This window comes from Roseateles sp. P5_E4, from assembly GCF_054049255.1.
Genome location: NZ_JBFUMS010000013.1, coordinates 140,754 through 163,535 on the forward strand (window position 1 = coordinate 140,754; position 22,782 = coordinate 163,535).

Genomic DNA, 22,782 nt, shown 5'->3' on the forward strand with positions numbered 1-22,782 from the left:
CTGGCTTCATGATCTGGCACGCCTTAGAGCGCGCGGCGCGCACTCTAAGGCAGGCCGGGCGACCTCAGCGCCAGCCGGGGTAAACCATGTGGCCCGGAATGAACTGGGTAAGCTATCTTTATTGAACCGCTGTTTCATTTTTATCCGTGAACACTTTTTCCTCGCCCGCCTCCCGGCCGGTGTCCATCGCCGCCCTGGGCGAATGCATGCTCGAACTGCAGGGCCAGGCCTTCGGCCAGCTGCGCCAGAACTTTGGCGGCGACACGCTGAATACCGCCGTCTACCTGGCCCGTTGCGGCGGGGCGAACCTGCGCGTGCACTACGCAACCGCCCTGGGGGATGACTCCCTGAGCGCCGGCCTGCTCGAGCGCTGGGCCGCCGAAGGCGTGCAGACCGGTCTCGTGCAGCGCCTGCCCGGCCGGCTGCCGGGCCTGTACCTGATCGAGCTGGACGAGGGCGGTGAGCGACGCTTCCATTATTGGCGCGGCCAGGCCGCAGCCCGCGCCTATTTCGATACCGCGACGACGGCGCTGGAGGAGCAGGCCGACGGGCTGGACGCCCTCTACCTGTCGGGCATCAGCCTGGCCATCCTGCCGCAGGCCGGACGCGAGCGTGCACTGGCGTTGATGGCACGCATGCGTGCCGCGGGCAAGCTGGTCGCCTTCGACAACAACTTCCGCCCGCGGCTGTGGGATTCGCTGGCCGATGCGCGCTACTGGTACCAACGCGCCTTCGCGGCCGCCAGCGTCGCCCTCATCACTGCCGACGACCACCAGGCCCTGCACGGCCTGGCCGACCTGGACACCGCCGTGGCCGCAGCCCAGGCGCTGCCCGTGGCCGAGATCGCGATCAAGCGCGGCGCACTGTCGACCCGCGTCGGCCTCAACCATGTCTGGCAGGACGTGGCCACCGAAGCGGTGCCGCGCGTCGTCGACACCACCGCGGCCGGCGACTCCTTCGCGGCCGGCTACCTGAGCCAGCGCCTGCGCGGTGCCACGCCGGCAGCAGGCGCGGCATTCGGCAACCGAGTGGCGGCCCGTGTCATCCAGCATCCGGGCGCGCTGATCCCGCGCGAGGCGATGCAAGACCTGATGGGATAAAGAAGCGATATGCGAATTCTTTGGACGCTGGCCCTGGCGGCCGGGCTCTGCCATGCGCAGACCAACACGGCACCTCTGCATCCGGCCACCTATGTGCACGCCGGCTGGGCGCAGACCACCGGCGGCCAGGGCGGCAAGATCATTCGCGTGACGACACTCGCCGGCGAAGGCCCGGGCAGCCTGAAGGCGGCCCTGGATACGCCCGGGCCGCGCATCGTCGTCTTCGAGGTGGGCGGCGTCATCGACCTGGCGGGCAAGAGCTGGAAGCTGCGCGAAGGAAAGATCACCATCGCCGGCCAGACGGCGCCCGACCCCGGCATCACGCTGGTCAAGGGCGAACTGGAAGTGTTTGCCAAGGACGTCATCCTGCAGCACATCAGCATCCGCCCCGGCGCCTTCGGGCGGGCCAAGCGCAGCGGCAACGACCATGACGGCTTCTCCACCGGTGACGGCGCCGAGCGCGTCATCGTCGACCATTGCAGCTTCTCCTGGGCAACGGACGAAAACCTCTCCGTCGGCGGCCATCGCTTCGAGGGCGCCACCCCCGACGACTGGCGCGCCCACACCTCGCATGCCATCACCTACAGCCACAACCTCATCTACGAGGGGCTGAACGAGGCCGTGCACATCAAGGGCGAGCACAGCAAGGGCTCGCTGATCCACGACAACGCCACGCAGATCCTGCTGCTGGGCAACGTCTATGCGTCCAACCGCGAGCGCAACGCGCTGTTCAAGGGCGGCGTGTGGGGCGCCATGGTCAACAACCTGATCTACAACCCCGGCTGGCGGGCGGTGCACTACAACCTGATCGCCCACGAATGGGTGGGCCGGCCTTACCAGGTCGGCAAGATCACGCTGGCCGGCAACGTCTACCGCGCCGGCCCTGGCACGGCGCTCAACCTGCCCTTCTTCACACTGGGCGGCGTCGGCGACGTGCAGCTCTACGAACAGGACAACCTCGCCGTCGACCGCCAGGGCCAACCCCTGCCGATGACGGGCCGCTACACGACCAGCGCCGAGATCATTCCCGTGCGCCAGCCCTATCTGCCTGCCGGCCTGAACTGGCTGCCGCCGCGCGAGCTGGAGAAGCTGCTGCCGCTGTACGTCGGCTCGCGGCCCTGGGCGCGCGATCCGCTGGACTTCAAGCAGCTGTCCGACATCGCCGAGGACCGCGGCCAGCTCATCGACGACGAGACCCAGAACAACCCCGAGGGCCTGCCCAAGCGCAAGCCGACGCAGCGCACCTTTGTCGAGGCCGACTGGAATCTCGCCGACATGGCGCCGAAGGCGGGCTGGCAATCGCTGTTCACGCAGGTCTCGAAGTGAGCCTGGACCGCCGCGGCTTGCTGGCACTGCTGGCGGTCCCACCGGCCTGGGGCGCCGCCGACTGCTCCGACGCGCCCGGCCAGCCCTACCTGCCGCCTTGCCAGCCCTGGCCCAAGGGCATTGAGGGCCAGCGCAAGGCCGACCTGGGTGATGGTCGTTTCCTGAACCCTGTGCTGGCCGGCGACAGGCCCGACCCGACGGTGCTGAAGGACGGCAGCGACTACTACCTGACCCACTCCAGCTTCGAGGCCGTGCCGGGCCTCTTGATCTGGCATTCACGCGACCTGGTCAACTGGCGGCCGGTGGCCAACGCGCTGCACGAGGCGGTGGGCAGCGTCTGGGCGCCGGACCTGTGCAAGCACGGCGATCGCTACTACCTCTATCTGCCCGTCAAGGCCTCGCCCAACGACATCCTCGTCAGCTGGGCCGATCGCATCGAGGGGCCGTGGTCCCAGCCTGTGCCGCTCGGGCTGAGCAAGCACATCGACCCGACGCATGTCGTCGGCGAAGACGGCCGACGCTGGCTCTTTCTCAGTGGTGGCGACCGCGTGCGCCTCAGTGAGGACGGGCTCAAGCTCGCCGGCTCCATCGAGCATGTCTACGACCCCTGGCGCTATCCCGAAGACTGGGACGTCGAGAGCTTCTCACCCGAGGGGCCCAAGATGCTGCGCCATGGCGGCTGGTGGCACATGCTGCTGGCGGTGGGCGGCACGGCCGGGCCACCGACCGGGCACATGGTCATCGCCGCGCGCAGCCGCACGCTCGAAGGCCCCTGGGAGCAGGCGCCGCACAACCCGCTGATGCGCACCCGCTCATCGCGAGAGCGCTGGTGGTCGCGCGGCCATGGCAGCCTGGTCCAAGGCCCCGCGGGCGATTGGTGGATGCTGTATCACGGCTACGAGAACAGCTTCCACACGCTGGGCCGACAGATGCTGCTGGCACCGGCGCGCTTCAGTGCCGATGGCTGGTTCCATGTCGATGCCGACGACGGCGCGCCGCTGCCCAAACCCAAGGGCGGCGACGCCGTACCGCATGGCCTGGCGCTGTCGGACGATTTCTCCGGCACGACGCTGAAAACCCACTGGCAATTCCTCAGCGGCAGCAGCCAGGCGCAGCGCGCCCGCGTTGCGGAGGGCAAGCTGCGCCTCACCGCCACCGGCAAAGGCCCGGCCGACAGTCCACCGCTGGGCTTCATCCAGGGCGACCCGGCGTTCGAGCTGGAGTTCGATCTCGACTTCGACGAAGGCGTGCAAGCCGGCCTCGTCATGTTCTACAGCCCGCGCCTGTACGCCGGCATGGGCGCCAATGCGAAGAGCTTGCAGTTGCACCGCTACGGGCAGGACATCCGGGCCGTGCCCAAGCCCGCTGGCATCTCGCGGCGCATGCAGTTGAGGTTGCGCTGCGTGCGCCATGTGCTGACGCTGTACTCGCGTGCCGACGCCGGCCAGCCCTGGGCCAAGTTCCCGGTGCAGATGGACGTCAGCGGCTACCACCACAACACAGCGGGCGGCTTCGCCAGCCTGCGCCCGGCGATCTACGCGGCGGGTCAAGGCGAAGCACGCTTCTCGAACTTGCGCTATCGCGCTCTCGACTAAGGAGACCTCATGAAGATCCAAACCACGCTGATCGCTGCGGCGCTGCTCAGCCCCGCAGCCTGGGCCCTGGAGCTGAAGTCCGCCGACGTGCACAACAGCGACGACTACCCCACCGTCGTCGCCGTCAAGCACCTGGGCCAGTTGCTCGCCAAGAGCAGCGGCGGCGCGCTGACGGTCAAGGTCTTCAACAAGGGCGCGCTCGGTAGCGAGAAGGAGACCATCGACCAGGTCAAGCTCGGCGCATTGGCGATGACGCGAGTCAACCTCGCGCCGTTGACGGCCATGTGCCCCAAGACGCTGGTGCCTTCCCTGCCCTTCCTGTTCCGCGACACGGCCCACATGCGCCATGCCTTCGACGGCCCGGCCGGCGAGGAGATCCTCAAGGCCTGCGAGCACTCGGGGCTGGTGGGCCTGGCGCTGTACGACTCCGGCGCCCGCTCGGTCTATGCCCGCAAGCCCATCAAGACGCTGGCCGACATGAAGGGCCTGAAGATCCGCGTGCAGCAAACCGACCTGTGGGTGGCCGCCATGACGGCGCTGGGCGCCAACCCCTCGCCCATGCCCATCGGCGAGGTCTACACGGGGCTCAAGACCGGCCTTATCGATGCGGCCGAGAACAACGTGCCGAGCTACGAAGGCTTCCGCCACTTCGAGGCGGCCAAGTTCTACAGCCGCACCGAGCATTCGATGACGCCCGAGGGGCTGTTCATCAGCAAGCGCATCTGGGACAAGCTGACACCCGACCAGCAGAAGCAGCTGCGCGAGGCCGCCAAGGCCTCGGTCGCCGTCGAGCGCGAACGCTGGGACGCGCAGGAAGCCAAGGCCCTGGCCGCCGTGAAGGCCGCCGGCGCGCAGATCGTCGAGCCGGACCGCGAAGCCTTCCGCCAGGCCGTCCAGCCAGTCATCGCCAAGTTCGTCAACACGCCGGAACTCCAAGCCCTCGTCAAAGCGATTCAAGACACCAAATGAACGCCTACACCAAGCTTTGCGCGGCGCTGTCGCGCTGGTCACTGCGCGCGGCCGTGCTAGGGCTCGTCGTCCTCGTCGTCTGCGTGCAATGGCAGGTCGTGGGCCGCTATCTGCTGAACGACTCGCCCACCTGGACAGAGCCCTTTGCGCTGCTGCTGGTGCTCTACATCACGGCCCTGGCGGTGGCGGTGGGCGTGCGCGATGCCGGCCACCTGGGCATGGAGTCCATCGTGGTGCTGCTGCCCAAGGGCGCGCAGCGCGTGGCCGAGGCGCTCATCCATCTCTGCGTGATCGTCTTCGCCGTGCTGATGGCCGTCGCGGGCTGGGAGTGGCTGACGCTGAAATGGGCCGAGCCCAAGCCCATGCTCGGCGTGCCCGAGGGCATGGACTTCCTGCCCCTGGTCATCTCCGGCGTGCTCATCGTGCTGTTCTGCATCGAGCACCTGATCGCGCTTTGGCGCGGCCAGACCATAGAAGAAGCGGGAGTCTGAGGTGGAGGGTCTTGAACTCTGGATCATGTGCGGCAGCTTCGTGCTGCTGCTGCTCTTGGGCGTGCCGGTGGCCTTTGCCATCGGGCTGTCGTCCGTGGCGACGGCGCTCGCGGCCGACCTGCCAATGGCCATCGTCTTTCAGAAGATGGTGGGCGGCATGCAGGTCTTCTCCTTCCTCGCCATCCCGTTCTTCATCTTTGCCGGCGAGCTGATGTTGCACGGCGGCATCGCCGAGCGCATCGTCAACTTCGCCAACCGGCTGGTGGGCCATGTACGTGGCGGCCTGGGGATGAGCAATGTGCTGGGCTGCACGCTGTTCGGCGGCGTGGCCGGCTCACCGTTGGCCGATGTGTCGGCGATGGGCTCGGTGATGATCCCGCTGATGAAACGCGAGGGCTATGACGCCGACTACGCGGTCAACGTGACCACGCACGCCGCCCTGGTCGGTGCGCTGATGCCCACCTCGCACAACCTCATCATCTATGTGCTGGCCACGGCCGGCATTGCGGCGGTCAGTGTCTTCAATCTCATCCTCGCCTGCCTGATCCCGGCGGTGCTGCTGACGCTGTCCAACCTGGCCGCGGCCTATGGCGTCGCGGTAAAGCGCGGCTACCCGACGCACGGCGCCTTTCCCGGCTGGGGAGCCGTGTTCTCGGCCTTTGTCGCGGCACTGCCGGGCCTGCTGGTCATCGTCATCATCCTCGGCGGCATCCTCAGCGGCGTGTTCACGGCCACCGAGTCGGCCGCCACGGCCGTCTGCTGGGCGCTGATCGTCACTGGGCTGGCCTACAAATCCTTGAGCCGCCGCGGCTTCCTGGAGGCCTGCGCCAAGGCCTGCAAGACGACGGGCGTCGTGCTGCTCTTGATCGGCATCTCGGCCGCGTTCGGCTACTTCATGGCGTTGTACGAGGTGCCGCAGAAGACCGGTGAATGGCTGGAGCAACTCAGCGGCAACCGACCGTGGGCGATCTTCCTGTGGGTGAACGTGCTGCTCTTCGTGCTCGGCACCTTCCTGGACATGGCGGCCACCATCCTGATCTGCACACCCATCTTCCTGCCCATCTGCATGAAGGCCGGCATGGACCCGACGCAGTTCGGCGTCGTCATGCTGCTGAACTGCGCGCTGGGCCTGAACACGCCGCCGGTGGGCAGCACGCAGTTCGTCGGCTGCGCGATCGGTGGCGTGTCGGTGGGGCAGGTCATGCGTTCGATCGCGCCCTTTTACGGCGCGCTGCTGGCCACACTGCTGGCCGTCACCTACATCCCCGCGCTGTCGATGGCGCTGCCAGGATGGGTCGGCTAATAGCCTGGGTAGCGCGCCAGCACGCGGTTCCATTCGGGCTGCTGGCGCGCCCGCTGCAGGCCCAGGTTGAGGCGCTGCATCAGGTCCGGCCGCCGCTCCAGCGTGCGCCGGCTGACGTAGACATGGACCGGGCTCACGGCCAACTCCAGCACCACCTCCACCGCCTCACCGGGCTCACGCGCGGCGCGGTAGAGCAGCGTGGCGGGGTCGTCGATGACGTAGTCCACGCGCCGCCCGCGCAGGGCCGACAGCGTCAGGTCATTGGCATGCAGCGGCACCAGCTGGCCCGCCAGCTCCGGGTCCTCCAGCTCGCGGCGCACGGCCAGCGGAAAGGACACGCCGCGGATCATGCCGATCTTGACCGCGCGGCCCTTCAGGTCGGCCAGCCGGCGCGGCCGATTCGCTGCGCCCGCCAGCCCCATCAACGCCACCCGCTCGTTGCGGTAGGCCAGCGTGAAGTCGCCAAACGCCAGCCGCTCCGGCGTGTGCGTGGCCGAGGACATCAGGTCCAGTTCGCCTTGGGCGATGTCCGGGACCTGCCGCGCCCAGGGCCGGCGCGACCATTGCAGATGCTCGCCGCAAGCCTGGGCCATCAACTCCAGCAGTTCCACGTCCAGGCCCTGCGGGTTGCCGGAAGCGCCCTTGCTCTGGAAGGGCGGGTAGTCACTCCAGCCGATCCGCAGCGGCGCCCTGTCGTCGGCCCACGCCATCGCATCAGGCAGGGTCAGGAGCAGCAGACAGGCATCGCGGCGGCGCAGGTGCATCGCCCGACTCTCTCACAGCGCCGCCTGCTTGGCAGCCCCTGGCGACCATGAACCTTGCACGTCGCCAACTGTTTGCTGCACTGGCCACGTGGCCGGTGTTCGCCCGTGCCGAAGTCCTCGACGAGACGCTGGCGGGCCTGCAGCGCCGCTGGCGGCCGCGCCTGGCCTGGCGCCCCGGCCCCGGCTGGCGCGCCGAAGCCCTGGCCAACGCCCGTCGGCTGATCCTGCAGCCGGGTGACGACGGAAACGACTTCGCGACTGAAGTGCTCGGCGAGCAAGACCGCGGCAGCCACACGGCCCAGGCGCTGACGCTGCGCGGCGCACTCGGCGACCGCGTACCGGCGCTCTATCTGCGCCCCAAGGGCGCCGGCCCACATCCCGCCGTCGTCGTCATGCACGACCACGGTGCGCGTTTCGACATCGGCAAGGAAAAGCTGATCCGACCGCTCCAGCCCAACCCGTCGGCCCAAGCTTGGGTCCAGCGCTATTACGGCGCCAGCTTCGTCGGCGACACCTTGGTTGAAGCCGGCTTTGCCGTGCTGGCCATTGACGCATTGGGCTGGGGCGACCGCAGCCGCCCCGGCCTGGCGCGCGACGACCAGCAGGCGCTGGCCAGCCACCTGATGCAGCTCGGCCACAGCTGGGCCGGCCTCATCGCCAGCGACGACCTGCGCTCGCACCGCTGGCTGCGCGAGCGGCCCGAAGTGGATGGCAAACGCGTCGCGGTGCTGGGCTTCTCGATGGGCGCATTCCGCGCCTGGCAGCTGGCGGCCGTCTGCGAGGAGGTGTCGGCCTGCGTCGCCGCGCACTGGATGTGTACGCGCGAAGGGCTGCTGCGGCCGGGAGAGCACACCCTGGTGGGGCAGTCCGCCTTCAGCATGGCCCATCCGGGGCTGGCGGCGGAGCTGGATCATCCGGATGTGGCAGCGCTGATTGCGCCGAGGCCGTTGATGCTGTTCGGATCGCCGGACGACAAGCTGTTTCCGTGGGATGCGGTGCAGCAGGCTTGGGGACGATTGGGTCGGGCTTGGGGACGAGGGGCCGGCTTGCAGACGCGCGCCACGCCCGGTGGGCACCTGTTCGACGTCGAGCAGCAGCGGGCGGCGGCGACATGGCTGGCAAGTCAGCGCCATTGACGGACAGCACGGCCCGGGCGCGGCCCGACAAGGCGAGTTTTCACCTCGGCAACATCCGGCCGACCCTGACTTTGTTGGCATAGTCCTTCCACCACAACCGCGGGCATTGAATGCGTGCATCCCACAACCCTCAAATCCCGATTGCCGATCAACCCGGCGGCCTGTGGGTCCAGCGCGCCATCGGTGCCGTGACCCTGTTCCTGGGCATCACGCTCGCGGTGCTCCTTGCCTTCAGCACATTCACGCTGGTGGCGCGCGGCGGCGCGACGCTGACCCCGGCCTTGATCTTCTGCGCGGTCATCGGAACCCTGTCGGCCTTCTTTGTCTCGGTGGGCGGTCGCATGAGCTTCAATCGGCCCAATCGACACGGCTCGCTGTTGACGCCCGGGCTGTGGTTTGTCATCGCGGCCCTGTTCTTCGCCTGCGCCGTGTTCGTGGTGGGCACGCTCGTGGCCACCCGGCAGTTCGCCAAGCTCGAAGTGGCCGGCTACGCCCTCGCCTTGGCCGTGCTCGCTGTCATGGCCGGTCGGCGCGCCATGAAGAAGCGCGACAGCGCGTCGTGAGAGTTCTGGCGGTTTGCGGCAGCCTGCGCACCGCCTCCATCAACGCCGCGCTGCTGCGCACGGCCCAGCGCCGGGCGCCGCCAGATATGGAGGTCAGCGTGTGCACATTGGTGGGCGAGCTTCCGCTCTTCAACCCGGACCTGGAGGCGAACCTGCCGCCCAGCGTCGCCCAGCTGCGTGCCCAGGTCGCCGCGGCGGATGCGCTGCTGATCGCCAGCCCGGAGTACGCCCACGGCGTCACCGGCGCCATCAAGAACCTGCTGGACTGGCTGGTCAGCTTCGAGCCTTTTGTGGGCAAGCCGGTCGCCGTGCTCAATGCGTCGCCACGGGCGCATCACGCCGACGCGGCGCTGAAGGAGACACTGAGGACGATGTCGGCCGTCATCGTCGAGGCGGCGTCAATCAGCATTTCCTTGCTCGGATCGGGCATCGACGAGGCAGCCATGGCCGAGATGCCCTGGGTCGCCGAGGCCATCCACGCTTCGCTGGTGGCGCTGCAAGGCGCGCCGCACCCATCAGTGGCGCCGGCGGCCGATCTTTGAAAGCGGATCCATACAAGCGCGATGGCGAATCAGGCGCTGCGGCGCCACACTCCAGCTCAAACCTGTCCTCGGACCTGCCATGAACGAACTGCTCGCCGCCTACCGCTACACGACCAACAACTACGCCCAGATCGAGGCCAGCAAGGTATGCGGTTGCTGCAACTGTGTCGGGATCTTCAAGCCCGATGACATCGTCGGCTGGACCGGCCTGACGGTGCAGAACATCGACGATCCCAAGGCCATCAACGAGCAGACCGCCATGTGCCCGCATTGCGGCTCCGAAGCCGTGCTGGGTGACGGCTGCGGCTTTCCGATCAATGCGCAATTCCTGGCACGGATGAACGAGGCATGGTTCCAGCGGACGATGATCCACAGGCCGGCAGCGAAGAAGTGATGGAAAGTGTCCGGCTGACCGGCCGCTGCCTCTGTGGTGGCGTCCGTTACGAATCCACCGGCCCTGTCCTATTCTCGGTCGTCTGCCACTGTCGCGACTGCCAGCGTGCCTCCGGCAGCGGTGGCGTGCCGGTGCTGGGTGTCCCCAAGCCGTCCTTCTCGTACACCGGCGTCGTGAAGCAGTCGCGCATCACCGGCGGCAGCGGCTTGGCCGCGGTGCGCAACTTCTGCTCGGACTGCGGCAGCCTGCTTTTCGGCACGCCAGAGTCGGCACCCGAGATGGTCACCATCTATGTCGGCAGCCTCGGCGATCCCGCCCTGTTCTCGCCCACGGCCGTGCTGTTCGCCGGTCAGCGCCCGCCATGGGCCAAACTGGCGACTCCGCTTACCGAGCACGAGACCCTGCCGGAGCACTGAAGCGCATGGACATGCTGGCCGTCTTCACAACCGTGGCCAATCAAGACCAGGCCGACACACTGGCCCGTGCGGCCATCGAGCAGCGCCTCGCTGCCTGTGTGCAGACGGAAGCCGTCCGCAGCACCTACCGCTGGCATGACGAGGTCACCTGTGAGCCCGAGGTCCGACTGATGTTCAAGACCAGCCGCGCACGCTATCCGGCACTTGAGGCGCTGCTACTTGAGCAGCACCCTTACGAGCTGCCAGCGCTCTTTGCGCTGCCTGTGGTCGGCGCGACGCCCGAGTACCTGGCCTGGCTGCGCGAATCGCTGTCAGCCTGAATTCGCACGAGGCGCATACTCGCTGCCATGGCCATCCCGCATGCCACGCCCGGTCAAGCCATCGACATCCGCCCCAGCGCTGACGACCCCGATGGGGCGCGGACGGTGGCGCTGTTCAAGTCGCTCGACCTGGAAGTCATGCGTCTCGTGCTGCCCGCCGGCAAGGCGCTGCCGCCGCACAAGGTGGCGCACGAGATCACCATCCAGTGCATCTCTGGCGCATTGGCCGTGACGACCGACGCCGGCCGCCATCAGTTGCAGGCAGGCCAGTTGCTCTACCTGGACCGAGAGGCCGTGCACGACGTGCTGGCGCTCGAGGACGCCATGGCTCTCGTGACCGTCGTGCTGCCCTGACTCACCTCTCGAGCGTGCGCGCCGTGGCCAGCTCCGGCCTGAGTTTCAACAGCCCCTCCATCACCTGCTCCGAGAACAGCGCCGCGCCCTTGGGGCCCAGGTGGGTGCGATCGAAGCGCGGCGGTGCTTCGGCCAGCGTGTCGGCGGCCGGCTGGCCCATGGCGGCGACCGAAGCGTGGCTGATGGCGTTCAGATCGAGCACCGGCACGCCCTGTTCCGCCGCGACCTTGATGACGGCCTCTGCCCAGGGGCGCAAGTCGTTGCCAAGCTCTCCGTCCCTGAAGGTGCGCCGCGTCAGCGGCGTGACGAGCATCACCTCGGCGCCGGCCGCCTTCACGTCCTTCACATAGCCCGCCATATTGGGTCCGAACTCGGTGGCAAGGTCGGTCGAGCGGCCGGGCTTGCCGGGCTGGTCGTTGTGGCCGAACTGGATCAGCACCAGGGTCTTTTGCTTGCTGGGGCCGCCCTCGTTCAGCAGGGCCAGCACCGTGGACCACAGGCCCTCGGCACGGAAGCTCATGCTGGAGCGGCCGCCGCGCGCGAGGTTGACGCAGGCGACCTGCTGGAAACGCGCGCACAGCGCATTGCCGTAGCCGCTGCGCGGTGCCATCGTCGAGTCGCCGACAAGGATGAGGCGTGGGCCGGTGGCGACATTGGCGGTGGTCTCGCCGCGCGGTGCGGAAGCCGGCGATGAAGCCGGCGTCTGCGCGGCAGCGCTGCCAGCCAGCAGCAGAGCGAGGAACAGGGGAGACAGCTTCATGGCTTTGCGAGGTCTGGCCAACCAGCCTTGGGACTCATGTCGTCGAGGTTCCAATCCTCTGGCTTGAAAGCGCGCCGCGTTGGCGCATGGCGCGGATAGCCCAACGCGTTCTCGACCTCGGAGTCGATCAGCTTGCCCTTGCCTTGCGCCATGTCGGCCAGCAGCTTCACATCCAGCGGGTCGCGCGCCCACGGTCGTGCACCGACGAGGGCGGGCAGCTCGCGCGCCAGGGCCGCCGCCGGGCGCAGCGGCGGGAGATTCGGCGGCAGATAGGCTTGGCTGGCGACGACCAACTTCGCCGTCGTCGCCGCATTGCGGCCAAGCAGCGGCGCCGGAGCACCCTGCGTGTCGTGAGCGATGTTGTCGGCCATGTAGAGCTCCAGGTCACCCTGGCCCAGCAGCATGAAGAAGGCCGTGCCGGCCACCGTGCTCGGGCCGTAGCGCATCGCATTGCCCACCAGCGTCAGCCGGCCGACCTGCCATGGCTGGCCTTCCCACTCGTTGGCGAGCAGGTTGTAGTGCACGGCGCGATCGCCCGGGTTGAAGACGTAGTTGTTGACCATCGCCCCCTGCGCGCCGCCCTTGAACAAGGCGTTGCGCTGGCGGTTGGAGGCATAGACGTTGGCGTAGATCAGCACGCCGCTGGTGTTGTCGTGGATCAGCGAACCCTTGCTGTGTTCGCCCTTCTCGTGAACCGAGTTGCCCAGCCCCTCGTAGATGAGGTTGTGGCTGTAGGTGATGCGGTGCGACGTGCCCTTGCGCCAGTCCTCCACCGTCTTGCCCTCGAAGCGCGGGCCGCTGGCCGAGAGGTTCTCGTCCGTCGCCCAAGAGAAGCTGCAGTGGTCGACGATGACGTCATGCGCCCCGCCCAGCGTGGAGATGCCGTCCTGGTCGCCGCCGCCCTTCTTGGGCCGGCCGAATTCACCGGGGCGAAAGCTCAGGTGCTGGATGACGACGTCGTGGGTCGAGATCGTCGTCTCGGCCTTGATGACGGTGACGCCAGGGTCGGGCGCCGTCTGGCCGGCCAGCGTCAGGAAGGGCTGCGTGATCTTGAGCGGCTGGCCGCCCATGTCGATGACGCCGCCGACCTCGAAGACGACGATGCGCGGGCCGCTGGCCTCGATCGCCTCCTTCAGGCTGCCGGGGCCCGCAGGCGCGAGCGTCGTGACTGTGATGACGCGGCCACCGCGGCCGCCCTGGGTCTCGGTCCAGCCGCGGGTGACGATGCCCGCCGAGGCCGGGGCCTGCGCAACGGCCGAAGGCAGCCAAGCCATGAGACCCAGGCCGCCAGCACCGGCCAGCAGGCCGCGACGGCCCGGAGAATGAAGATGCCTCATGCTCAGAAGCTGTAGTCGGCGGTGACCTTGTACGCCCGACCCAGCACGTCGGCCATGCTGGTGATGTAGCCGACGTAGAGGCTGTTGGCCGTGATCGGCGGCGTCGCGTTGGTGATGTTGTTGACCGCCAGGCTGAGCTTGAGCCCCTTGAAGCCCGAGTAGGCCAGGCTGGCGCCGTACTGGCTGTAGGGGCCGACGCGGTTCACCGTCGAGCCGGCGCGCGGCGTGATGTCGGTCAGCGCGGTGTTGTAGCGCACCGAGACCAGGCCCGACCACGGGCCGTTGCGCAGGCCCACCGAGGCGGTGTGCTTCCAGCGCGGGTTGATCTGGGGCATGCCGGCCAGGCCCGAGTTGACGCCGGCGCCACCGTAGCGTGCGTCGTTGGTGATGATGCCGACATTGCTCAGCACCTCGCCGTTCTTCTCGGCGCTGAAGCGGTAGCTCTCGTAGTAGGTGCCGTCCAGCATGAAGCTGGCCTGGCCGATGGGCGTGGCGACGCGGTACATCATGGACAGGTCCAGCCCGCGGATGCTGGTGTCGCCGCGGTTGGCCTGGCTGGCGATGATGTAGTCGATGGTGCCGTCGGCCTTGCGGATGATGTTGGTCGCGTACTTGGCCGGCTGCTGCTGCACCTCGGCGATGGCCACGGCGCCCAACATGTCGGTCAGCCTGATGCCCCAGTAGTCCGCCGTCATCAGCAGGCCCTTGGTCGGCTCCAGCGCCAGGCCCAGCGTCCAGCCCTTGGACTTCTCCGGCTTGAGGAAGCTGTTGTCCGGGGACTTGGTCCAGTAGCTCATGGTCTGGTTGCAGACCTGGTCGCGCGTGAAGCCGTTGACCGGGTTGCCGGTGTTGGTGATGGTGGGCGTCGCGCTCGGGCACAGCACCGGGTCGTCCATCATCTGCGTGCGAACCTCGGGCGTCGGGTTCTGGATGTCCATGATGGACGGCGCCCGGAACCCCGTGTTGGCCGAGGCGCGCAGCACCAACTCGTCCAGCGCCTGGTAGCGGGCCGACAGCTTGGGGTTGACCGTCGTCGTCTTCAGGTCGCTGTAGGTGTCGGAGCGCACCGCGGCGTTGAAGCTCAGCCGCCTGGTGACGGGCGCGTCCACTTCGATGACCGCCGACTTGATGTTGCGGCCGAGGTCGCGTGCCACGCCGGTGGGCGTCTCGCCGACGAGGTCGTGCTTGCTGACATTGCCGAAGGCGTCGATCGCATAGCTGCCGTTGGCGTTCTTGGCCACGTAGTCCAGCGGTGCAGCCTCGACCTTGGCCGAGTCGCGGCGCACTTCGCCGGTCACGGCCAGCATCAGCGGGCCACCGGCCAGGTCCATCAGCGAGCGCGTCAGCGTCACGTCCACGCTGCGGTTGTAGGCGCGGTTGACGCGGTAGCTGTAGTCGCTCGCCTCGATGCTGCGCAGGTATTCGAGGCCGGCTTCGTCCTGCAGGCCGAAGGGATTCAGGATGCCCTTGGTGAAGCCCTCCTGCGCCTTGGAGTAGAGGATGTAGCCGGCGCCGGCGCGGGTGTCGCGCAGCGACCGGCCGTAGTTCAGGCCCACGCGGTAGTCAAAGCCAGCCACCGTGCCCTCGGCGCTGAGCACCAGGCGGTCGTTGGTCTGCTCGTCGTTGCGGTAGGCCGAGCCGAGCTCTGCCGGGCCCCAGACGAAGTAGATCGTCCGGTTGTTCATGTTCAGGTCGGTGACCGTGCCGGGCGTCTTGCTGGCGTCGATGAACATCGCCGGCGAGTTGGCACCGGTGTTGCTGCCCACCACCTTGACGGCCGACGTGATGCCCTTGCCAGGGTAGAAGCGGCTGGTGGCCGGCATGCTGTAGGTGGTGGCCGGGGCCGTGCCGGCGGGCACCTGCATGCCGCGGTACTTCTGCACATTGAACTTGGAGTGCAGGCCTTCCAGCGCCAGCGAGTGGTCGTTGTTGATCTTCCAGCTCAGCTTGCCGAAGACGTTGGTGATCTCGCTGCCATCGGTGACAGCGTCGTAGTAGTTGGGGTTGCGGTAGCAACCGGCGTTCGAGTAAGTGGCCGGCGTGGCGACGCTGCCGGCGCCGAGAGTCGGCAGCGAGTACGGCGCCGCGCAGCCGTTCGCAAAGGCAGGGTTGTAGTTGGAATTGGCGCCGGTTGCGAAGCCGAAGTTGGCGATCGGGCTGGGGTTCTTGTTGTCGGGCAGCAGGCCCAGGCCCATGGCCGACAGCACCGAGTAGTCATACAGCTCGGGCCGGTCGATCTTGAACAGCGCCGACTTGCGCTGATGGTCCAGCGACAAGTAGGCGTTCCAGCCATCGGCGTTGAGGTCGCCCGCGCCGACGATGGCGCCGATGGCCTTGGTCTCGCCGCCGCCGGAGTGCTCGGGCTGGTTCCACTCGGCCTTCACCCGCGCACCCTTGAAGCTGTTGAAGGTGTAGAAGTTCTGCACGCCGCCGATGGCGTCGGAGCCGTAGATGGACGAGGCACCGTCACGCAGCGTCTCGGCGCGGTCCAGGGCCATGCGCGGGATGACGTTGACGGAGACGTACTGGTCCTGCAGCGGCTCGTTGGCCATGCGCCGGCCGTTCAGCAGGGTCAGCGTGCGCATCGGCCCCAGGCCGCGCAGATTGAGCATCGGGCCTGCGGCACCGCTGTTGGTGCCCAGGGACAGCGACTGCGGCATCTCCAGCACCAGGTCCTTGAGCTCGGTGTGGCCGCGGGCTTCGAGCTCCTCGGACTTGATCACCGAGACCGGCAGTGCCGTCTCGCCGGCCAGGCGCTTGATGGAGGAGCCGGTGATCTGGATGCGCTCCAGCGTCGCGGGGGCATCGGCGGTCTGCGCGTGGGCCGTGGCTATCAGGCTCAACACGGCGCTGGCGCACAGGGTCAGGCGGGCGTGCGGGTTCTTCATGTTCATCGTGTCTCCGTGGTGCTTCTTTTCTGGAAGAGTCAAGGTGCCGGCACCCAGCCGCCGGGCGCGCCGGTGGCGATGGTCGAGTTCTGGAAGATCTCGGCGCGGGTCGTCAGGCCCGTGGCCGAGCCGAGCGGCTTGGCCAGCACGACATTGGTCGGCATATTGGCGACCTTGACCGAGGCCACGCCGAGCCGCGCGCTGACATCCAGCGGCGCGCCGTTGAGGTCCATGCTGCCGAACTCGCGCCAGCCTACCGTGTCGGTGGCGCCGCCGTCGGTCGTGCCGGCCCAGGACGGCGGGTTGCTGCCGCAACTGCCCGTGCCCACACCGGTCTTGCTGGTGCCCGTGCCCACGCACCAGCCGGCGGGCAGGATGTGCGAGCCCATCTTGGTGTTCACGAAGGCGATGTGGTCGATATAGGCCGTTGCGGTCGTGCCGCCGCTGCGGGCGAGATAGGCCTGGCTCACCGCAGGCTCGGCGGTCAACCGGCTGTTCAGAAAGACGAAGCCCTTGTCGCCCGCGGTGGCGCGCGACTGTAGGATGAAACCGGCCGAGCCGCTGGACGTGTCGGCCACCGAGCGGATTTCGCAGTCCTCGAACAGGCTGGCCATCACGCTGCCCCAGATGAAGTCGACGTTGCCGGCGACCAGGGACTGGTAGATCCAGTTGTAGCCCTTGAGCTGCAGCGTGTCCTGCTGGCTCAGGAAGTTCATCTGCTTGGCCACGAAGCGCGCGGCCGCAGCCGTCGTGCTGGTGTTGAAGTAGATGGCCTCGGCCTGGTTGTCCCAGCTCGTGCTGCGCACATGCGGGTTCTGCAGCGTGAAGTTCTGCAGCGTCAGCAGGTCTGACGTCTCCACCAGCAGGGAGGAACGGCCGCCGCCGAGCACGCGATGGCCCAGCGTCTTGCCCGAAGTGCTGAGCGCGGTACCGGCCGTGGCGGAGCTCGCGCCGCTGCCCGAGTTCAGCGACTCGAAGTTGACGTCGCCCACCACCACACCATCACGGCTCTCGCCGACGATGCTGAGGTTGGACACCTTGCGCAGGATGTTCAGCTCGGGGTAGCTGCCGTTGGCCAGGTGGATGACCTTGGGCGTCGCGACGGTGTTGCAGCCGTTGGCGGCCGGGCTGTTCGTCGAGCAGTTCTTCATGACCCAGTTCAGCGCGCCCTGCAGCGTGCGGAAGTCGGCCGTTGTGCCACCGTCGTCGACGTTCAGGTTCGTGAAGCTGACCGGCGCAGCACGCGTCGTGAACTTCCAGTTGTCGGCCTTGGCTATCCCGGCGAAGGCAGCGCCCTTGATGGTGCCGGACAGCACCGAAGCGTCCATCGTCACGTAGTAGGTCGTGGCGAAATCCAGCTTGTTGCTGTGCAGCTTGACCGAGGCCTTGGCTCCGCTGACGCTGAGGGGCCGGTACCAGACATAGCGCGCGAACGTGGCGCCGTCGGGCATGACGCCGAGACCCAGCGCGTCGATCTCGAGGTTGGTGCGGGCCAGCACCGTCTGCGTATCGCTGGCCGAAGGCGCGGTGCTCAGGTCGATGCTGTCCACCAGCACGTCGTCGCTCGTGCGGTAGACATTGACCTTGCCCGCCGTGCCGATGGCGGGCGGCGCATCGAAGGACAGAGACAGGCGGGTGTCGGTGTGGACGTTGGTCTCGTTCGCGGCAGGCGCCTTCGTGCCGCCCACCTCGCTGACGTTGCCGCTGCCGCTGATCTGCGTCGAGATCTTCCAGGCGCCCGCCAGGGCCAGGTTGTTGGCTTTGACCAGGGCCGCGGGCCGCGGCTTGTAGGCATAACCGGGCACAAAGGCAGCGCCGGCCTGGACGCTGCAGGCGCCTAAAGCGRCACCGTTGATGGTGGAGCCGCTGTCCTGGAACACGCCCGTGTGGTCGGAGCTGGCATAGACGACGACGCTGTCACAGCCGGTCGCGCCGTCGATGGCGAACACATTGCTGTGCGACAGCACATTGCTCGCCTTGCCCACGCCGACGCTGTAGCTGTGCGGATAGGAGTTGGCCGTCTTGCTGCCGACAAAGTAGTTGTTGAAGACGTGGACCTGGCCGAAGCGCACGCGTGGCACGCGCTGCACCACGCCGTTGAAGACGTTGTTGGCGATGGTGACGCGCAGCTTGCCGGCGTCGCTGGTCAGGCTGTCGGAGCCACCGATCAGCATGCTCTTGTCATGCGCCGTGACGAGGTTGTAGGAGACCGTGATCAGGTCGGCGCCCTTGGTGATGTCGATGGCACCGTCGTGACACTGCTTGGTCTTGCCGTTCTCGACGGGCAGCGTGTCATCGGTGACGGGCGCGTCGGTGATGGTGTTGCGGTCGATCCAGACCTGCGTGGCCGTGACGATGCCGATGGCGTCGTAGGCGGAGTTCCAGTTGCCCAGCGCGCCGTCGGTGGGGTCCCAGATCGGGCCGACGTCACAGGGCGCCACCAGGTGCAGGTTGCGCACGATGACCTGGCTGACGCTGGTGATGTCTATCCAGGCATTGACGAAGCCGGCGCCCGGGCCCTCACCGATCAGCGTGGTGTTGCTGGTCAGGCGCACGCGCGCCCTCACCTTCTGGTCGGCGGTGCTGGCGAAGGGCGTGCCCTCGGTCATGTCGATGGTGCCGGCCACTTTGATGATCTTGGCCGCGTTGCCGCCATTGGCCAGCGCGTTCAGCAGCTCGGCGCGGTTGTGCACGGTGTAGATGTGCTCGGGGGTGGCGGCGCTGCCGCCGACGGTGCCGGCTCCCCAACCATCGCTGGGTGCGGTCTGTTGCGCGGCATCAACGGCATGGGCCGGCAGGCTCAGGGCCAGCAGCGCGGCAATGCCCAGGTGCTTGAGGGCTTTCATGCGACGACCCTCCTGCGCAGGGCCACGACACCGAGGCCTGCGGCCAGCAGCGCCAGGCTGCCAGGCTCCGGCACGGCGCTGACGGCGATCTGTGTCGTGAAGCTGCCGAACTCGCTCGCGAAGCTGACGTTGTTCAGCGTCAGGCTGACGGTGTGCTCATCCACCAATTGCAGGCTGACGGTGCCGCCGGCAACACCCGTCATGTCCAGCGGCGTGAAGCCGGTGATGGGCGCGCTCAAGCCCGCGAAGCTGAAGGTGAAGCTGTAGCTGCCGGTCAGGCCGGTGGCGCCGGTGTTGTTCCAGACCTGCACATGGCCGTCGCTGAAGAAGTCAATACCCACCGCCGCGTCGCCAGTCAGGAACTCGAGGTCGGTGGCAGCCAGCGCCGTGATGTTGCTGCCCGCCTCCTCGGTGAAGCCGTGGTCCAGGCCCAGCACCATCGTGCTGGCGCCACTGACCTGGCCGGTGATGAGGGTGCCGGCGGGCAGGCTGTTGGCGGCCTGGGCGACGGTGGCGATCAGCCATGCAGCGGCTGCGACCACCAGGGTCCTGTGGGTCTTCATGATTTGTCTCCGTGTGGTCGGGCTCGCCGCGGGGCGATCGACACGTCTTCGGGATCAGGAGACCTGCAGGGTCCCGCAAGCGAAAAAGGGCACAGACGTAGGTCTGCGCCCTTTGCTTTCTCTAGGCCATGTCCGCCTTAGAACTTGTAGCGGCCACCGACGATGAACTCGCGGCCGGTGTAGTTGTTGACGACGACGTTGTTCATCGCGCGGGAGATGAACTGGTCGTTGGGCTGGTTGGTCAGGTTGGTCGCTTCAAACGTCAGCTGCAGCTGCTTGTTGAACTGATAGCCCATCGACAGGTCGACGTTGAAGGTCTTGTTCTTGCCTGCCACGTCCTGGTTGTTGCCGGCCGGGATGGTGGTCAGGAAGGCCGAGCGGGCCGAGGTCGACACGCGGCCGCTGAAGGTGCCGTCGTCGTAGTAGACGGACAGGTTCCAGGAGCGCGGCGACAGGTTGACCAGGTCTTCCGAGACGGTGGCCGCCCCGACCGAGGCGGAGAGCACATAGTCCATCTTGGACTTGACCTGCGTGTAGTTGGCCAGCACGCCGAAGTTCTTGCCCCAGCCCGGCAGGAAAGTGAAGGGCTGCTGCACGTTGATCTCGAAGCCGGTGAGCTTGCCGCCCGGGCTGTTGACCGGCGCGCTGACCAGGAAGATTTCGTCGCCGGTGAAGTTGCTCGGCAGCAGCGACATCGGCAGGCCGGTGTCCTTGTAGGCCACGTTGCGGCCCACCGTCAGCACATAGCTCTTGATGTCCTTCTGGAACACACCCAGGCCGATGAAACCGTTCTTGGAGTGGTACCACTCGCCGCTGAGGTCGAAGGTCGTGGCGCGGAAGGGCTCCAGCGCCGGATTGCCGCCGGTGTAGCTCAGCGTGCCTGTCGTGCTCAGCGTGCCGCCCGGGTTCAGGTTCTGCAGCGGCGGGCGCGACATGACCTTGGCGGCCGCGGCGCGCAGGATCAGGTCCTTGGTCAGGTTCACCGCGATGTTGGCCGAGGGCAGCCAGTCCGTGTAATCGCGGGTGGCGGTGACGGGGCTGCCGCCGCCCGTGGCCAGGTAGCCGCTGGCGACGATGGCCGTCTTGACGTAGCGCGTGCCGAGGTTGCCGCGCACGGCCATGCCGCCCAGGCGGGTCTCGAAGTCGGCCATGAACCAGGTGCCGGTGTCGGTCTCCGAGATGGCCCGGTTGCCGCCACGGGCGCTGCCGTTGGTGATAGAGGTCAGCGTGTAGTCGCCCGGGCCGCCGGCGGGGCCGGTCTTCAGGCAGTTGCAATAGATGTCATAGGCCTGGGCGATGGCGTCCAGGTTGGGGATGACCCAGGAGGTGATCGAGCCATTGGGCAGGTTCTGGCCCTTGCCAAAGCCCGTCAGCGTCGTCACGAGGCTGGCCGGGATCACGTTGGCCGGCAGCGTGTTCATCGTCTCGACGGTGCGGCGGATGTCGTAGCTGGTGAACTTGAACTGCTTGTAGCTGGCGCCGCCCTTGAGCGTCAGCACGTCAGGGATGACCTCCCAGGCCACGTCGGCTGTCAGCACGTCCTGGCGGTTGGTCACGCCGTTGGGACGGATGCGGATTTCGCTGGGCGTGAAGTTGGCGATGCTGGTCGAGCCGACGGGCACGCCGTAGATCTTCAGGCCACCGTTGGCGTCGCTGGGGTTGAGGTTGCCGTAGCCGAGCAGCGGCGCGCGGTCGTCGCCGCGGGCGTCGAACACATAGCCGTTCACGTTGGGCGCATCCAGCGTCGTCGTGGTCTGGATGGGGTTGCGGAAGCGGGACGTGGCACGACCGCCGCGCAGGGTCAGCTTGAGGGTGTCGGTGATGTCCTGCTCGACGGTCAGCGAGGGCTGCGTGAATTCGGTGCTGAGCTTGTCGAAGCGCGACTCGGCGCGCACGTCGACGCCGTTGAACTTGCCGTAGAGCATCTGGCCGCTGGGCGCGTACTGCGCCTCGACGACGCTGGTCTGCTGCTTGCCGCCGGCCGACAGCGCGCGGCTGAAGGAGATGGCCTCCAGGAAGTCTTCCTGGCGGGTTGCCTCCAGCTTGCTGTACAGCATGTCGAAGGTGATCAACATGCTTTCGGCCGGACGCAGCTGGATGGCGCCGGTCATGCCCAGACGCTCCTGGTCGTGCGTGAGGCGGCCGTAGCGCGGCAGGCGCGGGTGGAAACTGGTCGCCTTGCTGGCCTCGTTGTAGGCGGCCAGGTTCTCCGGCGTGTTGGGCAGGCGGGCCACGCCCTGGGCGGCGGGGCCGCAGGTGGTGGCGGTGGAGCCGGTCGGCAGGTTGGCCGTCACGCCCTGGGGCGGGCACCAGCCGCTGAAGGCGTTGCCGCTGGACGGGCCGTTATCCCAGCGCACGGTGCTGAAACCCTCTTCATAGACCTTGCGCTTGGAATAGGCGCCCGACAGCAGCACGCCGATCTTCTTGTCGGCAAAGGTGTTGGAAATCAGGAAGGAGGCCTTGGGCGTGGCCTTGCCGGACAGATCGTTGTAGGTGCCCTTGACGGACACGGCGGCCGCGAACTTGTTCAGGTCGAAGGGGCGGGCCGTCTGCAGGTCGATGGTGGCGCCAAGTGACCCTTCATCCACGTCGGCCGAACTGCTCTTGCGCACGGTCAGCGAGTTGAAGAGGTCGGCGGCGAAGACGTTGAAGTCGAAAGCGCGGGTGCGGTTGGCGCCGCCGGAGCTGTCGGTGCCGCCGGTGGTGGCCAGGGCCTCGATGCCGTTGATGCGGGTGCGGGCGAAGTCGCCGCCCAGGCCGCGCACGGTGATGTTGCGGCCTTCGCCGGCGTCACGGTCGATGACGACGCCCGGGATGCGCTGCAGCGATTCGGCCAGGTTGGTGTCCGGGAACTTGCCCATGTCCTCGGCCTTGATGACATCGACGATGCCCTTGTCCTGGCGCTTGGCGTTCAGCGCGCTCTCCAGCGAGGCGCGGATGCCGGTGACGGTGACCGTCTCCAGTTGCGCAGAGGCGGCCGGCGCGGTCTGGGCCCAGACGGGCGCGGCGATGAAAGTGACGGCCAGGGCCACCGGGCGCAAGGCCAGGCGCTGGGACGGACGACGGAAAGGGCGAACGGCGGGCATGTGGTGTCTCCTGGTGCAGGCCGCCTGGG

The 22,782-nt window shown here is 67.6% G+C and carries 20 protein-coding genes; 13 read left to right on the forward strand and 7 right to left on the reverse strand.

All coding sequences use genetic code 11. The annotated features are described in order from the left end of the window. Positions 1-146 precede the first annotated feature (146 nt). The 6 genes from ACXJLH_RS23390 to ACXJLH_RS23415 are packed head-to-tail and all read left to right on the forward strand — an operon-like array spanning position 147 to position 6,784. Positions 147-1,100, forward strand: coding sequence for a sugar kinase (locus ACXJLH_RS23390; protein WP_457391181.1), 954 nt, complete (start codon positions 147-149; stop codon positions 1,098-1,100). Between the two features lie 9 nt (positions 1,101-1,109). After that, positions 1,110-2,426, forward strand: coding sequence for a pectate lyase family protein (locus tag ACXJLH_RS23395; RefSeq protein WP_457354634.1), 1,317 nt, complete (start codon positions 1,110-1,112; stop codon positions 2,424-2,426). Further along, positions 2,423-4,021 carry a family 43 glycosylhydrolase gene (locus ACXJLH_RS23400; RefSeq protein WP_457446581.1) on the forward strand — a complete coding sequence of 533 codons (1,599 nt, stop codon included), beginning with the start codon at positions 2,423-2,425 and terminating at the stop codon, positions 4,019-4,021. Before ACXJLH_RS23395 ends, ACXJLH_RS23400 begins: the two co-directional genes overlap by 4 nt. Before the next feature lie 9 nt (positions 4,022-4,030). Further along, a complete protein-coding gene (locus tag ACXJLH_RS23405) occupies positions 4,031-4,990 on the forward strand; it encodes a TRAP transporter substrate-binding protein (protein ID WP_457446583.1) in 960 nt (319 codons plus the stop codon). After that, positions 4,987-5,481: a TRAP transporter small permease gene (locus ACXJLH_RS23410; protein ID WP_457446585.1), complete on the forward strand. Its 495-nt coding sequence runs from the start codon at positions 4,987-4,989 to the stop codon at positions 5,479-5,481. Before ACXJLH_RS23405 ends, ACXJLH_RS23410 begins: the two co-directional genes overlap by 4 nt. A gap of 25 nt (positions 5,482-5,506) precedes the next feature. Continuing rightward, positions 5,507-6,784 carry a TRAP transporter large permease gene (locus ACXJLH_RS23415; RefSeq protein WP_457446692.1) on the forward strand — a complete coding sequence of 426 codons (1,278 nt, stop codon included), beginning with the start codon at positions 5,507-5,509 and terminating at the stop codon, positions 6,782-6,784. Here the strand turns inward: ACXJLH_RS23415 and ACXJLH_RS23420 are convergent. After that, positions 6,781-7,548, reverse strand: coding sequence for a substrate-binding periplasmic protein (locus tag ACXJLH_RS23420; protein WP_457325595.1), 768 nt, complete (start codon positions 7,546-7,548; stop codon positions 6,781-6,783). The genes ACXJLH_RS23415 and ACXJLH_RS23420 overlap by 4 nt on opposite strands. Positions 7,549-7,595: 47 nt before the next feature. On the opposite strand from ACXJLH_RS23420, the gene ACXJLH_RS23425 reads away from it, so the two are divergent. The 7 genes from ACXJLH_RS23425 (at position 7,596) to ACXJLH_RS23455 (ending at position 11,273) form a co-directional block, all read left to right on the forward strand. Then, a complete protein-coding gene (locus tag ACXJLH_RS23425) occupies positions 7,596-8,684 on the forward strand; it encodes a dienelactone hydrolase family protein (protein WP_457446586.1) in 1,089 nt (362 codons plus the stop codon). Between the two features lie 188 nt (positions 8,685-8,872). Further along, complete coding sequence (locus ACXJLH_RS23430; RefSeq protein WP_457446588.1) at positions 8,873-9,247, forward strand: hypothetical protein; 375 nt, start codon at positions 8,873-8,875, stop codon at positions 9,245-9,247. Next, positions 9,244-9,789: an NADPH-dependent FMN reductase gene (locus ACXJLH_RS23435; protein WP_457446590.1), complete on the forward strand. Its 546-nt coding sequence runs from the start codon at positions 9,244-9,246 to the stop codon at positions 9,787-9,789. The genes ACXJLH_RS23430 and ACXJLH_RS23435 overlap by 4 nt, the downstream gene beginning before the upstream one ends. A gap of 79 nt (positions 9,790-9,868) precedes the next feature. Continuing rightward, positions 9,869-10,183, forward strand: coding sequence for a hypothetical protein (locus ACXJLH_RS23440; protein WP_457446592.1), 315 nt, complete (start codon positions 9,869-9,871; stop codon positions 10,181-10,183). Continuing rightward, positions 10,183-10,599, forward strand: a complete 417-nt coding sequence (locus ACXJLH_RS23445; protein ID WP_457446594.1) for a GFA family protein — start codon at positions 10,183-10,185, stop codon at positions 10,597-10,599. The genes ACXJLH_RS23440 and ACXJLH_RS23445 overlap by 1 nt, the downstream gene beginning before the upstream one ends. A gap of 5 nt (positions 10,600-10,604) precedes the next feature. Then, a complete protein-coding gene (gene cutA / locus ACXJLH_RS23450; RefSeq protein ID WP_457446595.1) occupies positions 10,605-10,919 on the forward strand; it encodes a divalent-cation tolerance protein CutA in 315 nt (104 codons plus the stop codon). A gap of 27 nt (positions 10,920-10,946) precedes the next feature. Then, entirely contained in the window at positions 10,947-11,273 is a 327-nt protein-coding gene (locus tag ACXJLH_RS23455) for a cupin domain-containing protein (protein ID WP_457446596.1), read from the forward strand. 1 nt (position 11,274) lies between these two features. Here ACXJLH_RS23455 and ACXJLH_RS23460 read toward each other — a convergent pair whose 3' ends face one another. The 6 genes from ACXJLH_RS23460 to ACXJLH_RS23485 form a co-directional block, all read right to left on the reverse strand. Then, positions 11,275-12,033, reverse strand: a complete 759-nt coding sequence (locus tag ACXJLH_RS23460; RefSeq protein WP_457446598.1) for a rhamnogalacturonan acetylesterase — start codon at positions 12,031-12,033, stop codon at positions 11,275-11,277. Continuing rightward, positions 12,030-13,370, reverse strand: coding sequence for a pectate lyase family protein (locus ACXJLH_RS23465; protein WP_457446599.1), 1,341 nt, complete (start codon positions 13,368-13,370; stop codon positions 12,030-12,032). Before ACXJLH_RS23465 ends, ACXJLH_RS23460 begins: the two co-directional genes overlap by 4 nt. A gap of 2 nt (positions 13,371-13,372) precedes the next feature. Beyond that, on the reverse strand, positions 13,373-16,264 hold the full coding sequence (locus ACXJLH_RS23470; protein ID WP_457446601.1) for a TonB-dependent receptor domain-containing protein: 2,892 nt from the start codon (positions 16,262-16,264) through the stop codon (positions 13,373-13,375). A 32-nt stretch (positions 16,265-16,296) separates the two neighbouring features. Beyond that, the gene (locus ACXJLH_RS23475) at positions 16,297-19,104 is read right to left on the reverse strand and encodes a pectinesterase family protein (protein WP_457446603.1); all 2,808 of its coding nucleotides are present in this window, start codon (positions 19,102-19,104) and stop codon (positions 16,297-16,299) included. Further along, entirely contained in the window at positions 19,101-19,667 is a 567-nt protein-coding gene (locus tag ACXJLH_RS23480) for a PEP-CTERM sorting domain-containing protein (protein WP_056197379.1), read from the reverse strand. The genes ACXJLH_RS23475 and ACXJLH_RS23480 overlap by 4 nt, the downstream gene beginning before the upstream one ends. A gap of 137 nt (positions 19,668-19,804) precedes the next feature. Continuing rightward, a complete protein-coding gene (locus tag ACXJLH_RS23485) occupies positions 19,805-22,753 on the reverse strand; it encodes a TonB-dependent receptor (protein ID WP_457446604.1) in 2,949 nt (982 codons plus the stop codon). Between the last annotated feature and the right edge of the window lie 29 nt (positions 22,754-22,782).

Coding starts and splice junctions, on each gene's coding strand:
- ACXJLH_RS23395 (WP_457354634.1), top strand. CDS start 1,110: ATGCGAATTCTTTGGACGCTGGCCCTGGCGGCCGGGCTCTGCCATGCG.
- ACXJLH_RS23405 (WP_457446583.1), top strand. CDS start 4,031: ATGAAGATCCAAACCACGCTGATCGCTGCGGCGCTGCTCAGCCCCGCA.
- ACXJLH_RS23410 (WP_457446585.1), top strand. CDS start 4,987: ATGAACGCCTACACCAAGCTTTGCGCGGCGCTGTCGCGCTGGTCACTG.
- ACXJLH_RS23415 (WP_457446692.1), top strand. CDS start 5,507: ATGTGCGGCAGCTTCGTGCTGCTGCTGCTCTTGGGCGTGCCGGTGGCC.
- ACXJLH_RS23420 (WP_457325595.1), bottom strand. CDS start 7,548: ATGCACCTGCGCCGCCGCGATGCCTGTCTGCTGCTCCTGACCCTGCCT.
- ACXJLH_RS23425 (WP_457446586.1), top strand. CDS start 7,596: ATGAACCTTGCACGTCGCCAACTGTTTGCTGCACTGGCCACGTGGCCG.
- ACXJLH_RS23440 (WP_457446592.1), top strand. CDS start 9,869: ATGAACGAACTGCTCGCCGCCTACCGCTACACGACCAACAACTACGCC.
- ACXJLH_RS23445 (WP_457446594.1), top strand. CDS start 10,183: ATGGAAAGTGTCCGGCTGACCGGCCGCTGCCTCTGTGGTGGCGTCCGT.
- cutA (WP_457446595.1), top strand. CDS start 10,605: ATGGACATGCTGGCCGTCTTCACAACCGTGGCCAATCAAGACCAGGCC.
- ACXJLH_RS23455 (WP_457446596.1), top strand. CDS start 10,947: ATGGCCATCCCGCATGCCACGCCCGGTCAAGCCATCGACATCCGCCCC.
- ACXJLH_RS23460 (WP_457446598.1), bottom strand. CDS start 12,033: ATGAAGCTGTCTCCCCTGTTCCTCGCTCTGCTGCTGGCTGGCAGCGCT.
- ACXJLH_RS23465 (WP_457446599.1), bottom strand. CDS start 13,370: ATGAGGCATCTTCATTCTCCGGGCCGTCGCGGCCTGCTGGCCGGTGCT.
- ACXJLH_RS23470 (WP_457446601.1), bottom strand. CDS start 16,264: ATGAACATGAAGAACCCGCACGCCCGCCTGACCCTGTGCGCCAGCGCC.
- ACXJLH_RS23480 (WP_056197379.1), bottom strand. CDS start 19,667: ATGAAGACCCACAGGACCCTGGTGGTCGCAGCCGCTGCATGGCTGATC.
- ACXJLH_RS23485 (WP_457446604.1), bottom strand. CDS start 22,753: ATGCCCGCCGTTCGCCCTTTCCGTCGTCCGTCCCAGCGCCTGGCCTTG.